General features: G+C 40.0%; 13 protein-coding genes and 1 pseudogene. 10 read left to right on the forward strand and 4 right to left on the reverse strand.

The genetic code is table 11. The annotated features are described in order from the left end of the window. Window positions 1-16 precede the first annotated feature (16 nt). Window positions 17-1,066, forward strand: a complete 1,050-nt coding sequence (locus tag ACT3RM_RS14200; protein WP_441834955.1) for a S66 peptidase family protein — start codon at window positions 17-19, stop codon at window positions 1,064-1,066. Window positions 1,067-1,129: 63 nt separating this feature from the next. Here the strand turns inward: ACT3RM_RS14200 and fkpA are convergent, their stop codons facing one another. After that, entirely contained in the window at window positions 1,130-1,885 is a 756-nt protein-coding gene (gene fkpA / locus ACT3RM_RS14205; RefSeq protein ID WP_441834956.1) for an FKBP-type peptidyl-prolyl cis-trans isomerase, read from the reverse strand. A 212-nt stretch (window positions 1,886-2,097) separates the two neighbouring features. On the opposite strand from fkpA, the gene ACT3RM_RS14210 reads away from it, so the two are divergent. Both ACT3RM_RS14210 and ACT3RM_RS14215 read left to right on the forward strand, forming a co-directional pair. Next, window positions 2,098-3,090 (forward strand): WD40 repeat domain-containing protein, encoded by a 993-nt coding sequence (locus ACT3RM_RS14210; protein ID WP_441834957.1) that lies wholly within the window; start codon window positions 2,098-2,100, stop codon window positions 3,088-3,090. 125 nt (window positions 3,091-3,215) lie between these two features. Next, window positions 3,216-3,431: a SlyX family protein gene (locus ACT3RM_RS14215; RefSeq protein ID WP_441834958.1), complete on the forward strand. Its 216-nt coding sequence runs from the start codon at window positions 3,216-3,218 to the stop codon at window positions 3,429-3,431. A 15-nt stretch (window positions 3,432-3,446) separates the two neighbouring features. On the opposite strand, the gene ACT3RM_RS14220 is transcribed toward ACT3RM_RS14215, so the two are convergent. Beyond that, the gene (locus ACT3RM_RS14220) at window positions 3,447-3,650 is read right to left on the reverse strand and encodes a YheV family putative zinc ribbon protein (protein ID WP_441834959.1); all 204 of its coding nucleotides are present in this window, start codon (window positions 3,648-3,650) and stop codon (window positions 3,447-3,449) included. Between the two features lie 145 nt (window positions 3,651-3,795). On the opposite strand from ACT3RM_RS14220, the gene ACT3RM_RS14225 reads away from it, so the two are divergent. Together ACT3RM_RS14225 and ACT3RM_RS14230 are read left to right on the forward strand one after the other, a co-directional pair. Further along, window positions 3,796-5,718: an ATP-binding cassette domain-containing protein gene (locus tag ACT3RM_RS14225; protein WP_441834960.1), complete on the forward strand. Its 1,923-nt coding sequence runs from the start codon at window positions 3,796-3,798 to the stop codon at window positions 5,716-5,718. After that, window positions 5,705-6,133 (forward strand): TIGR02444 family protein, encoded by a 429-nt coding sequence (locus tag ACT3RM_RS14230; protein WP_441834961.1) that lies wholly within the window; start codon window positions 5,705-5,707, stop codon window positions 6,131-6,133. The genes ACT3RM_RS14225 and ACT3RM_RS14230 overlap by 14 nt, the downstream gene beginning before the upstream one ends. A 27-nt stretch (window positions 6,134-6,160) precedes the next feature. Here the strand turns inward: ACT3RM_RS14230 and ACT3RM_RS14235 are convergent. Continuing rightward, a pseudogene (locus ACT3RM_RS14235) lies at window positions 6,161-6,524 on the reverse strand (TSUP family transporter); the annotation flags it as partial. A gap of 371 nt (window positions 6,525-6,895) precedes the next feature. On the opposite strand from ACT3RM_RS14235, the gene ACT3RM_RS14240 reads away from it, so the two are divergent. From ACT3RM_RS14240 to ACT3RM_RS14260, 5 genes are all read left to right on the forward strand, one after another. Next, window positions 6,896-7,870, forward strand: coding sequence for a DUF1852 domain-containing protein (locus ACT3RM_RS14240; protein WP_441834968.1), 975 nt, complete (start codon window positions 6,896-6,898; stop codon window positions 7,868-7,870). Window positions 7,871-7,927: 57 nt separating this feature from the next. Then, complete coding sequence (locus ACT3RM_RS14245) at window positions 7,928-8,971, forward strand: methionine synthase (RefSeq protein WP_441834962.1); 1,044 nt, start codon at window positions 7,928-7,930, stop codon at window positions 8,969-8,971. A 766-nt stretch (window positions 8,972-9,737) separates the two neighbouring features. Beyond that, complete coding sequence (locus ACT3RM_RS14250; RefSeq protein ID WP_441834963.1) at window positions 9,738-10,712, forward strand: hydrolase; 975 nt, start codon at window positions 9,738-9,740, stop codon at window positions 10,710-10,712. Then, complete coding sequence (locus ACT3RM_RS14255; RefSeq protein WP_441834964.1) at window positions 10,709-10,942, forward strand: YheU family protein; 234 nt, start codon at window positions 10,709-10,711, stop codon at window positions 10,940-10,942. Before ACT3RM_RS14250 ends, ACT3RM_RS14255 begins: the two co-directional genes overlap by 4 nt. Window positions 10,943-11,007: 65 nt before the next feature. After that, window positions 11,008-12,207, forward strand: coding sequence for a dipeptidase (locus ACT3RM_RS14260; protein ID WP_441834965.1), 1,200 nt, complete (start codon window positions 11,008-11,010; stop codon window positions 12,205-12,207). Between the two features lie 64 nt (window positions 12,208-12,271). Here ACT3RM_RS14260 and ACT3RM_RS14265 read toward each other — a convergent pair whose 3' ends face one another. Then, complete coding sequence (locus ACT3RM_RS14265; protein WP_441834966.1) at window positions 12,272-12,922, reverse strand: hypothetical protein; 651 nt, start codon at window positions 12,920-12,922, stop codon at window positions 12,272-12,274. Window positions 12,923-13,481: the final 559 nt, after the last annotated feature.

Here is a 13,481-nt window from a genome sequence, read left to right on the forward strand (position 1 = left end):
CATAAGAGCCTAGACTATGAATAAACGTACATTTTTAAAGTCAGTATCATTAATTAGTGCCGGATTGCTCGCTAGCAATGGCGCTCACGCTGTTGACTTATCCAGCTCGAAAACACTCACTTTAAAAAAACCGAGCCCATTACCAAAAAAAGGCACCATTGGTGTAGTAAGCACGTCAGCAGCAACTTCGAATCAAAAAGACATTATTTTTGCCACACAAATTATTGAGGCTCTAGGTTATGAAGCCAAATTAGCTCCTAATATTATGGCTCGCCGTGGACACTTAGCGGGCACAGATGCCCAACGAGCAGGCGATCTAAATGCTTTATTTGCCGATAGTAGTGTTGATGCTATTTTTTGCTTAAGAGGAGGCTCAGGCGCTGCGCGTATTTTGCCTTTACTTGATTACGAATTGATCCGCGCTAATGCTAAACCATTAATGGGCTATTCTGATATCACAGCGCTGCATAATGCGCTACTTGCTAAGGCAGGTATTGTAAGCTTCCATGGTCCTAACGCATCAAGTGACTGGAATCCGTACCATGTACAGCAATTTGAAAATATGTTTGAACAGCAAAAGCGCATGCACTTTAGTAACTTACCTAAAGGTGACAATGAGCTAATTAATAGTCAATACTTAACGCAAACAATTACGCCAGGTGAAGTAACAGGCCGCCTTATTGGCGGAAACTTAACCGTACTAACCGCATTGGCAGGATCTGAATACTTACCTGATTTTGAGGGCGCTATTTTATTTTTAGAAGATATCGATGAAGCACCCTATCGTATAGATCGCATGCTTAGTACTTTAAAGCTAATGGGTGCGCTTGATAAAATTGCCGGTTTTGTATTTGGTGATTGCAACGATTGCAGCCCAGGCAATGGTTATGGCTCATTAACTCTTGACGAGATTCTTGCTGATTACATAAAGCCATTAGGTATTCCAGCCTATCGGGGAGCGATGATTGGCCATATTAAACGCCAATTTATATTACCCGTGGGCACAAAAATAACCCTAAATGCCGATGCAGGTACATTAACCATGAAAGAGGCTGCATTTAGCTAATTCAAAATCGCACGCACAAAAAAGGGGGGCTAATTAGCCCCCCTTTTTTCTGTAGAGTACAAGTTACTCTACAGCTTCTGCTTGCTCTTCGTCTTGAATTTCAAGTAGTTCTACTTCAAAAATAAGTGTTGAGTTAGCTGGAATTTTACCTAGGTCACGCTCGCCATAAGCAATCTCTGATGGGATTGTAAACTTATATTTAGAACCCACATTCATAAGCTGTAAACCTTCAGTCCAACCCGGAATTACGCGATTAAGCGGGAAAGTTGTTGGCTCATCACGCTCATAAGAGCTATCAAACGTTGTACCGTCTAATAAAGTGCCTTTGTAATGTACTTTAACTACATCTGTCGCTACTGGCTTTTCGCCGTCACCTTCTGTAATCACTTCGTATTGTAAGCCTGAATCAGTAACCGTAACGCCTTCTTTTGTAGCGTTCTCAGCTAGGTATTTTTCACCCTCAGCTTTACTTTTTTCTGACTCAATTTTAGCTTGTGCTTCTTGCTTTGCACGTATTGATGTATCAAGTTTAGTTAATATTTCGCGAATTTTTTCTTCGTCGATTTTTGAGTTGCCTGCAAGTGCATCTTCAAAACCACGAAGAAGTAATGTTTGGTCAAGCTCAATACCTAACTTTTTTTTCTCTGCTAAGTCTTTATTTAAAAAGCTACCTACAGAGGCACCAATACCATAAGCTTGTTGTTGTACTTCAGTCTCAAGTTTAACTTCAGCTTGCTGTTCTTTTTTTGCTTCTTGATTACAAGCTGTTAGCGCTAAAACTGACGCTGCAATCAATGACAATTTAATCGTCTTTCTCATTTTAAATCTCCGACATACTTTGCAGTTGTCATTTATTGTATTATTACTAGTTAATGATTGGCGGCCTACTATGGTAGGCTGCTTGTTTAATAACTAATTCTATTTTGTTCACTACACTAATTAGCACAAGTGATTAGACAAACAACCTAGGCCTTCAACAGCACCTAGTCTAACCTCTCAATCACTAAGAGTTAAGGGGAAATACCTGTAATATGTCGATATTTCGTACTTTTTTGTATCTCCTGAGCTGTACCTTATTAGTATCCTGCACAGACCCGAAAGAAGATGCAATAGCCAGCTATGAACATTCAGCAAAAGGCTCATTTGCCTCCGCGGTATCACATGATGGCAAATACAGCATTATTTCCTCTATACACCATGGGGTCGCTCTGTGGGATAATCAACAGCAGGTGTTAAAGTACCAATGGTTTCAACAACCAAATGAAGAAAGCTTGGTACATACCGTGGCTTTTTCGTTTGATGATAGCCACGCCGTCACCGCTGAAAAAACCACTTTTGCAATATGGGATGTCACCACAGGTAAAAATACCGGCTATTACAAAATAAAAACCGCCACGATTCGCGATATCGCCATAAGTAATCAAGGCCAAAGTGTTTTGTACGGACGTAGCGATAATGTAGTGGTGTATCTAAATTTAGCAACAGGCAGACGCATTGAGTTTCTGGGTCATCAAGAAAAAATTAACGTGGTTGATTTATCACCTAACGGAAACTTTGCCTTGAGTGGTTCTAACGATTACGCAGCCTACTTTTGGGATACCCGCACCGGTCAAGTTATTCACCGCTTTAATCACCCAAGTAGGGTGACGCAAGTAGCACTTGATCCGCAAGGTCGCTATGCCTTTACCGCCGATAGTATGGCACAAGCACATGTATGGCAGCTGACTACAGGTGACCTTGTTGGTAAACTGGAGTATATTGCTCGCCAGAAAATCTTTACTGCGGTACGCTTTAATCAAGCAGGTAATTTACTGGTAACAGGTTCACCAAATCGATTAGTCGATTTATGGCAGTTACCCAGTGGTAAAAAAATTCAAAGCTGGTTGGTTGCCCCCCGCGAAGGGAGTCGGCCTAAATCGGCAGTGGTGCTTGATGTGGCTTTTACGGACAACGAAACCCAGCTATTAACCGAAAGCTCCAGTGGTATTGCAGAGCGCTTTAAACTAACAGCGGTAGATAAGTAATCACTCTGTTATTTACTTAACTCACGAGTTTACAAATCTCGCGTTGCGATTAAATCGCCCCTAGATTGAACAAACTTTAATCCTAAAAGGTCAACGTAACCTACTCATTATTATAAGAGAAAAAAATGAACACGATTGAAAATCGCTTAACCGAACTTGAAGCTAAAGTGGCTTTTCAAGACGAAACTATTGAAATACTTAACGATGAGCTAAAAGCACACCAACAATTGCTAGCAAAAATGAAGCGCCAAACAGAACTGTTAGCAGAGAAGATTAAAGAGTCGCAATCATCTCCCTCGTTGATGTCACAAATACCAGAGCCACCTCCGCCACATTATTAATACAGCTAATGGATATTAATCGCCCGGTTTAAACACGCCAATAACTTGCTCAAATTGGCGTGTTGAGGCTTGCACAGCCTGATCTGGTTGGGTCATTTTATGGCCGCACTTTACGCACTCAACTTTTTCTACATCATTCTCTTTGTATAGCATCATTGTATCCATCGTTTTACATTCTGGGCATGATGCTCCTGCTATAAACCGCTTTTTTTGTCTCACAACTTTAATTCCCATGTCCTGCTATTTGCCTTACGTTATTTTAACGCATAAACCTCAAGGTTGATACCAAGGCAATTGAAATACAGGTCAGCTTCCGTGCTATGATGTCGGCAATTAAATTAAGGCTTAGAAAAGTAACGCATTCATGATCCAAATTTCAGAAATAGAACTACTTCGTGGCGGTAAAGCACTGCTAAAAGATGCATCTGCAACCTTGTTTCCAGAACACAAGGTAGGCCTTGTTGGCCCTAATGGCAGTGGTAAGTCAACGCTATTTAGTTTATTAAAATCTGAACTACAATTGGATGCTGGCAGTTGCAACATTCCTAAAGACTGGTCTATTGCCTCAGTTAAGCAAGAAACCCCAGCTCTTGATATCAGTGCCATTGACTACGTGCTACAAGGTCACCCCGAATATTATGCGCTACGTATTGCGCTTCGCGAAGCTGAACAAAATAACGATGGTGACGCACAAGCCAAAGCACATATTGGCCTTGAGAACATTCAAGGTTATAACATTGAAGCCAAAGCGGGTGAGCTGTTACATGGTTTAGGGTTTGCCAATCACCTTATAGAAAACCCAGTTAGTGACTTTTCGGGTGGTTGGCGAATGCGTTTAAACTTAGCCCAAGCGCTTATTCGCGATGCGGACTTACTACTGCTAGATGAGCCAACTAACCACTTAGATTTGGACGCCGTTTATTGGCTTGAGCGTTTTTTACGTGCCTACACCGGTACTTTAGTGCTTATTTCACACGACCGTGAGTTTTTAGATGCCGTTATCGACCAAATTTGGCATATCGACAAACAAAAAATCAATGTTTACAAAGGTCACTACTCACAGTTTGAGCGCCAAAAGGCTGAGCGTTTATTACAACAGCAAGCTATGTTTGAAAAACAACAAGATCAAATAGCGCACCTTGAACAGTTTATCACCCGCTTTAAAGCAAAAGCCACCAAGGCCAAACAAGCACAAAGCCGCGTAAAAGCCTTAGAACGCATGGAAAAGCTTGCTCCAGCTCATGTTGACTCACCGTTTAATTTTGAGTTTGCCGAGCCTTTAGCACTGCCTAACCCACTTATGAGCTTAGATAAGGCTAAGGCAGGTTATGGCGATACCACCATTTTAAATAGCATTAAATTAAACCTCGTGCCGGGTAGCCGTATTGCTTTATTGGGTCGTAATGGCGCAGGTAAGTCGACGCTAATTAAATTACTCGCCGGAGAGCTTGCACCACAAGCCGGTGAAGTATTTCAGCATCAAGGTTTAAGCGTAGGTTACTTTGCTCAGCATCAGCTTGAATCACTGGATTTAAAAGCGAGTGCGATCACCCATATTCAACGCTTAAATCCACAAGCAAGCGAACAATCACTGCGCGACTTCTTAGGTGGTTTTGCCTTCATTGGAGACAAAGCCCTTGAACCGGTAGCCCCATTTTCAGGCGGTGAAAAAGCCCGTTTAGTATTAGCTATACTGGTTTATCAAAAACCAAACTTATTGTTACTAGATGAGCCAACTAATCACCTTGATTTAGAAATGCGCCACGCACTGGTCATGGCATTACAAAGTTTTGAAGGCGCAATGGTCACGGTATCCCATGACCGTCACATGCTTAAAAATACCGCCGATGAGTTTTACTTAGTCGATAGCGGCGAGGTAACTCAATTTGGTTACAATTTAGACGAGTATTATCAATGGCTACTCAATGCCAATAAAGAAGCCGCTAAAGTAAACCAAACTGTCGATGAGCCAAAAGCCAACTCACAAGTTAACCGTAAAGAGCAAAAGCGCCTAGAAGCCGAATTCAGGAAAAACACTCAACCACTTAAAAAACAAATTGAAAAGCTTGAAAAACAACTTGATAAGCACTCCGCAGAGCTTAGTGAAGTCGAAGAAGCGCTTGGTGATAATGAGCTTTACAACGACGATAACAAAGCCAAATTAAAAGAACTACTAGGCAAACAAGCCACATTAACGCCAAAGCTTAATGACATCGAAGAGGAGCTATTGATTGCACTCGAAGAACTTGAAGAAAAAGAACAGGCCTTTGCCGATGAACTTACTTAATAGTAATGACTTTTGGCAATTTTCTTGTTCTTTTTATGAACAGCGTGAGCACCAACAAACCTTACTTGCTTTACAAAACAAGCAGGGTAAAAACGTAAACTTATGCTTGTTGCTACATTACTTAGATTCTCTAGGGCTGAAAACTGACAGAAAACAGTTAAATATTTTAGTCGCAACGATAAGCAAGCTTGATCAAAACGTAATGCAACCACTACGCGCCGCACGCGCTCACCTTAAAGCTAATCAAGCAACGATTAGCGATTACAGTAACATTCGCAAAGAGCTGCTAAGCGCCGAACTCAAGCTCGAAAAACAACAACAACAAATGCTGATTGATGCTGTGAATGAATTTAACTTAACACCTTGCTCAACTCCAAATAACAGCGCTTTATATATGGACATTCAAGCCTTGTAGGAGCTGGCTTTAGGTACGGATCAGAGAAAAGCTCAATAATGGCACTAATAGAGTGCCGCCACCGATACCGCTCATGATAGATAGCCCACCTTTAATATCGTCAATAGGCCTTTATTAGGCATTTAACGTTCAATTATAGAGCTTCTTTTGGTACTGTTGTAACCCCCCTTGACCGTACTGAATTCCACACTTACACAAAACACTAAGCGAGCAACTTTTCTGGTAACCGTGCTAGCATAAAACCACTAATAAGATCACCTAGGGCAACTCCCGCCAAAACCCAAGAGGCTAATTTCCAGGATACATTGCCATTTTAATGATAAGTAATTGCTGAAAAAGTTGATGTAAATAATATCGATACCAGTGATGTTGCAATTGCAACGGCGATCACCTAACTTGGTGAAAAACAAACCCTAACAAATTGTTTTATAACAATTATTTTAAGTTCCGCTATATTCTGCACAAATATACTAATATAAATGGCGCCCATGCATACTTTAAACTGCGATAACGCCTGAATATTTCTCATGCTTTATATGAAATAAATACATCTTGCTATTTCGGAAGTCTAGACGTTTAGAGCACCAAGTCAGGCTTTTTATATTTTCATCCGATATCGTGAGTAACTTCTAATTAGGAGTGCTCACTTAAAATGAATAATGAATGTGGTTCATGTTTTAAGTGAAATAAAACCATTTTTATTCATCTACCAATCCACGTATAAATAATGCAGGTTTTATATCAGAAATTGGGTACCAGATAATAATGAAAGATTTTATATTTACGATTAAGAGCACTAGCCTCGATGAAAACTATCACCCGTCAGACAATACGCGCATTACGACCAACTTTGCTAATTTGGCTAGAGGAACCTACCGCCAAGCAAACCTACGCAATGCCTTAAATATGATTGATAATCGTTTTAATGCTTTGGCGCATTGGGATAACGAAAAAGGAGAGCGTTACAGCGTAGAACTTGAAATCATTTCCGTTGATATAGATATTGAAGGCCGTGGTGATACCTTCCCATCTATAGAAGTATTAAAAACAAATATTGTTGATCATAAAACAAACAAGCGCATTGAAGGTATTGTAGGGAATAATTTTTCTTCTTATGTGCGCGACTATGATTTTAGCGTATTACTGCAAAACCATAATAAAAATCAGCCCAAATTTAGCATTCCAGATAACTTTGGAGAACTGCATGGAAATATATTTAAATCATTCTTAAACTCTAGCGCTTACCGTGAAAACTTTAAGAAACCACCGGTTATATGCCTCAGTGTTTCGGATAAAAAAACCTACCATCAGACTGAAAACCAGCATCCTATATTGGGCGTTGAATACCAGCCAACTGAATCTTCGTTGACTGAGCAATATTTCAAAAAAATGGGGTTACAGGTTCGCTACTTTATGCCGCCAAATAGTGCTGCCCCTTTGGCTTTTCATTTTATTGGTGACTTACTCAATGATTACACTCATCTTGAGCTTATTAGCACCATTAGCACAATGGAAACTTTTCAAAAAATATACAGACCTGAAATTTATAATGCTAATGCTGCTGCAGGGAAATGTTATCAACCAAATTTGAATAGCTTAGATCATTCATTAACTCAAATTGTTTATGATCGAACTGAACGCAGTCAATTAGCTAATGAACAGGGGAAGTTTACTGAGAAGCACTTTATAAATCCACATAAAACGGTGCTTGAGCAATGGTCTGCTAATTACGCTTAATAGCTGCATTTTATAGCTACGTTTAATAATTATCCTAAATATACGGCATTATTCATTATGAAAACATTTCTTAACAAAACAATATTACCGACTTCAACTGCTGGCAGTTTACCTAAACCTTCTTGGCTTGCAGAGCCTGAGACACTTTGGTCACCTTGGAAACTACAAGATGACCAATTAACGGAGGGCAAACACGATGCCTTGCGCGTATCGTTACAAGAGCAACAGCAAGCTGGTATTGATATTGTCAGTGATGGCGAACAAACACGCCAACATTTTGTTACGACGTTTATTGAGCACCTAAACGGCGTTAATTTTGAGAAACGTCAAACTGTTAGAATTCGTGATCGCTACGATGCGAGTGTACCGACAGTTGTAGGTCCTGTTACCCGCCAAAAACCTGTTTTTGTTGAAGATGCCAAGTTTTTACGTCAGCAAACTAAGCAACCTATAAAATGGGCCCTACCTGGCCCCATGACAATGATAGATACACTTTATGATGACCATTATAAAAGTCGCGAAAAACTAGCTTGGGAATTTGCCAAAATTCTTAATCAAGAAGCCAAAGAATTGGAAGCGGCGGGTGTTGATATTATTCAGTTTGATGAACCCGCATTTAATGTCTTTTTTGATGAGGTAAATGACTGGGGAATTGCGACTTTAGAAAGAGCAATTGAAGGACTTAAATGCGAAACTGCCGTACATATTTGCTATGGCTATGGCATCAAAGCCAATACAGATTGGAAAAAAACGTTGGGGTCAGAATGGCGACAATATGAAGAAGCTTTTCCCAAGTTACAAAAATCTAATATTGATATTATCTCATTAGAATGCCACAACTCGCATGTTCCAATGGAACTACTTGAACTCATTCGAGGTAAAAAAGTAATGGTAGGCGCGATTGACGTTGCAACCGATACCATTGAGACACCAGAGGAAGTCGCTAATACTCTACGAAAAGCACTGCAGTTTGTAGATGCCGATAAACTCTACCCTTGTACCAACTGTGGCATGGCTCCTCTATCTCGCCAAGCAGCAAGAGGCAAACTAAATGCATTGAGCGCAGGCGCAGACATCGTCCGAAAGGAACTACTAGCCTAGTTAGCGTTATAATAACAAATGGTAAAGTTACCTTTTCGGCTTGTATAGTATATAGGTGCTGCGCTTTAGAGGAAAATAGGCTAGGTGCTAAGTAAATCATGGCTAAAACTAGCTTCTACGCATGTTCAAATCTTGTAGGAGCTAGTTTTAGCTGCGAATGAGCTTTATATATTTATATTCGTGATCATCCTTTTTTCTTTGCGTAAAAAGGTTTTAAATTATGTTGTAGTCACTCATTCCAAACTTTTATAACTGACAGGTAGTATCGCAGAGCGCTTCAGTAATCTCAGTGGTGCAGCCACTGATACCGAAATATTTCCCACATCTCACTTTAACCTCTTTTATAGCTAATTTTACCCTTACAAACTCGCTAACTTCACTTAACTTTTTGATCCAAATCAACTTCTATCTCGCTGCTTATCAACTTAATAAAATTGTTTGATCTCGATCATATTGACCACATTCAACCCACCCTATGATTAACTCATAGACATTAGGAGGCGGTTATGGACATATTCTTCAGAGATTTTTTTAGCGACCCAGTACTATTTTTATCATTTGGTTTTTTGGGCGTTGTGATTAGTTTATGTCTTTTCTTTGTGTATTTTTTTATTAAAAAAGTGCATGAAGCTAAGCTCCCTAACCAATCACATTAAGCACGACGCACTAAAGCGCCTTATCAATTTATTGATTAGGCGCTTTTTATTTCTCTTTAAAGAAAGTTTGTTACACTAACACTCCCTTTTACAAAGTGTGTAATCCCTTTATGATCTCACAGTTCAAGCCTGCATGGTGGATGACTAATCGTCATGTGCAAACTATTATGCCACGATTTTTTCGCCCATCTCACACAACTCGTTATCAATTAGAATTACTTGATACACCCGATAAGGATTTTCTAGAACTGGCTTGGTCACTCCCTAAAGACGATAATGCGCCGCTTGCCATAGTGTTACATGGACTAGAGGGTAATATTAATAGCTTTTATGCCAAAGGCATGATGAAGGCGTTAAAAAAGCAAGGCTTTAGCGTAGTATTAATGCACTTTCGTAACTGCTCAACCGAGGCTAACCGATTACCCCGCGCCTATCACAGTGGCGAAACTGGCGACTTAGACTTTTTGCTCCACCACCTTAAAAAACAATTCCCTAATCGCCTGATGGTTGCAGTTGGTTTCTCGCTGGGCGCAAATGTATTGGCCAAATATTTAGGTGAACAAGGCGAACAATGTTTACTCAAAGCCGCTGCGATAGTATCTGCACCTTATGAATTATCGGCGTCATGCCAAGTGATCCGTAAAAGCTTAGCAAAGATTTACCAAAAGTATTTACTCGATCGTATGAAGCAATCAATGACGCGCAAGCTCCCGCAAATAAAACAACAACTAGCCCTAACTCCCGAGCAACTGGCTGATATCGATGACCTATGGGATTTTGACAATCAACTTACTGCACCGTTACACGGTTTTTCAGGCGCTGAAGATTATTACCAGCAAGCCAGCGCGAAACCTTACTTAATTAAAATAGCCAAACCGACATTGCTAATACACGCGAAAGATGACCCCATGCTGTCAATCAAAGCCGTGCCGACTAGGCAGGAAGTAAGTGAGCATGTTACGCTGCGCGTCTCAGAGAAAGGCGGCCATGTTGGATTTATTAGTGGCAACAACCCTTTTAAACCTGTTTATTGGTTAGAGCACGCTATCCCACAATATTTTAAGCAACAATTAGAGTCGTTATGATCATCCCACACGAACAGCTAGATAAAGATACCTTATATAATTTAATCGAAAGCTATGTGCTACGTGAAGGCACCGATTACGGCGAACAAGAGTTCAGCATTGAAAGTAAAGTTGCACAAGTTAATCAACAATTACAAAATGGTGAAGCCATGGTGTTTTTTTCAGAGCTGCACGAGTCAGTGACTATTATCTCTAAAGGTGAATTTGAAGCTTTGCGAAGCGAAATTTAACGAGTTAACTTGCCAGCTGCACAATAAAACCTCACAATGTTTTTTTATTTCAAGAGCCATTAAAAATGATAAAACTAAGCTCAATTGTTATTGTCGCTTCACTTGCCCTCAACACAAGCGCACAAGCACAACAAAAAACATATGACGCATCAGACAAAGCGATAAAACTGACCCACGAAACCATTTTAATCGATACTCACATTGATGTTCCGTACCGTATTCATAAAAACTGGGTTGATGTCGCCAAAGCGACAGATGGTGGCGATTTTGATTATCCTCGCGCTGTGAAAGGCGGTTTAAACGCCCCGTTTATGTCAATATATATTCCTGCTCATTTAGAGTTTGAAGGTAAAGGGAAGAGCTATCAGCTCGCCAATCAAATGATTGATAGTATGGAATCTATAGCTTTACGTGCACCCGATAAATTTGCAATTGCCAGCTCAACCGCTGATATAGAAGAGCAGTTTAAACAAGGCAAACTGTCTATTGCTATGGGTATGGAAAATGGCTCGCCAATTGAAGGCGACATGAAAAATCTACAGCACTTTTTTGACCGTGGCATACGTTACATTACGTTGGCCCACTCACAAAGCAACCATATATCAGACTCATCTTATGATATTCGCCGTAAGTGGAAAGGCCTCAGCCCATTCGGTAAAAAGCTAGTAACTGAAATGAACAACATCGGTATGTTAATTGATGTATCACATATCTCTGATGATGCTTTTTACCAAGTAATAGAGCAGTCTAAAACACCGGTAGTGGCGTCGCACTCATCACTACGCAAATACACCCCCGGCTTTGAGCGTAATATGAATGACGACATGCTCTTAGCGCTTAAAGAAAACGGCGGGGTAATTCAAATTAATTTTGGCTCAAGCTTTGTCACTGCAAAAGCAGGCACTTGGGGTAAGCAATTAAAAAGCTCAAAAGAGTCTGCTAAAAAAGACGGGGCGGCATTAAGCAAAGATTTTGATGCTGCGTACCGTGCTAAAAATCCCTACCCATTTGCGAGTCTTGAGCAAGTGCTTGATCATATTGATCACGTAGTTGAGCTGATAGGTATAGATTATGTAGGTATTGGCTCTGATTATGATGGTGTTGGCGACTCATTGCCTATCGGTTTAAAAGATGTGTCGAGCTACCCTAATCTTGTTCAAGGTTTAATGGACAGAGATTACAGCGACAAAGATATTAAAAAGATTTTAAGCGGCAATATACTAAGAGTATGGCAGCAAGCCGAGGAATACGCTAAAAAGCATTAATTTTATTAAGCTAAACATGTAAAATTTAGGAGCGCGAACTATCGCGCTTCTTTTTTATTCATTGTTATTTGTCAGCCTCAATTGCTTTAGCAACCTCTTCAGCCAACGGACCTTGTGCAGTCGTTGCCGCTTGATTAATAAGCTTAAGTATATCGCTGTCCTTTGGAATCTTCGCTTGGGCGCAGCTAAAATCTTGCTTTAAATTCATTTTAAATTGCGATGCTTCAGCCAATAAATTACCGCTAGCCACCTCATAAGCATACATTTTTGCATTCGTGTTTAATGCGTTATCACTTGCATAAAAGCCTTCTTTTGACTTGTAATGATAGCCACCATCAAAAATAACTAGCATATCCACCTCATCGCTATTGTTAAACTCTAAGTTTTGCCATAACGATGCCCCCTGTTCAGCATCTTTGAGTATAATAAGCTCTCGCTTAAGCGGAACAAACTCCGTGTTTACCTGTGAACTTACATCAGTTAGCGTTGAGCTTAATTGCTCGCTAAAGCTTTTATTTAATGAATGAGGCAGCTTATAAACCTGACGCTCGTTACTAAATACCGTCAAAGCGGTATAAGTACAGAGTAAGTCATCGCCAAGTGTAGAAATAACTCCAATCTTCTTAATTGGCTGCTGAGTAAGTTTTACTTTTGGTGCCTCTGATTGAGCTGCGCATCCTGATAAAAATAGTACAATGAAAGTCCACCTACTCATTTCCACATCCCTTATTTTTTATAATTTTAAGACGCTCAGTATATTCAAATATAGCTTAATTTTATATGAAAATAACCATTTACATGAGCGTTTTTCGCTATTGTTGTAGTGCTGTTTATCAAGATTAAACTTTCGTCATTAAAGCGCTACCTACAAAATCCAAAGCTTATAACTCAAATCGCAGGCATTAAAAAGGCCACCTAAGTGACCTTTTTAATAAGTAAATTAGCTAAGCTAATAATTACTTAACGATAGTTGCTACTAAGCACCTACGTCTAAGGTAACAGCGCCACCTTCACATGGCACAAAACTCAAATCGCAGGCATTAAAAAAGGCCACCTAAGTGACCTTTTTAATAAGTAAATTAGCTAAGCTAATAATTACTTAACGATAGTTGCTACTAAGCACCTACGTCTAAGGTAACAGCGCCACCTTCACATGACACAAAACTCAAATCGCAGGCATTAAAAAAGGCCACCTAAGTGACCTTTTTAATAAGTAAATTAGCTAAGCTAATAATTACTTAACGATAGTTGCTACAACACCAGCACCTACAGTA

The sequence above is a fragment of the Pseudoalteromonas sp. AOP7-A1-14 genome, from assembly GCF_052376275.1.
GTDB lineage: Bacteria > Pseudomonadota > Gammaproteobacteria > Enterobacterales > Alteromonadaceae > Pseudoalteromonas.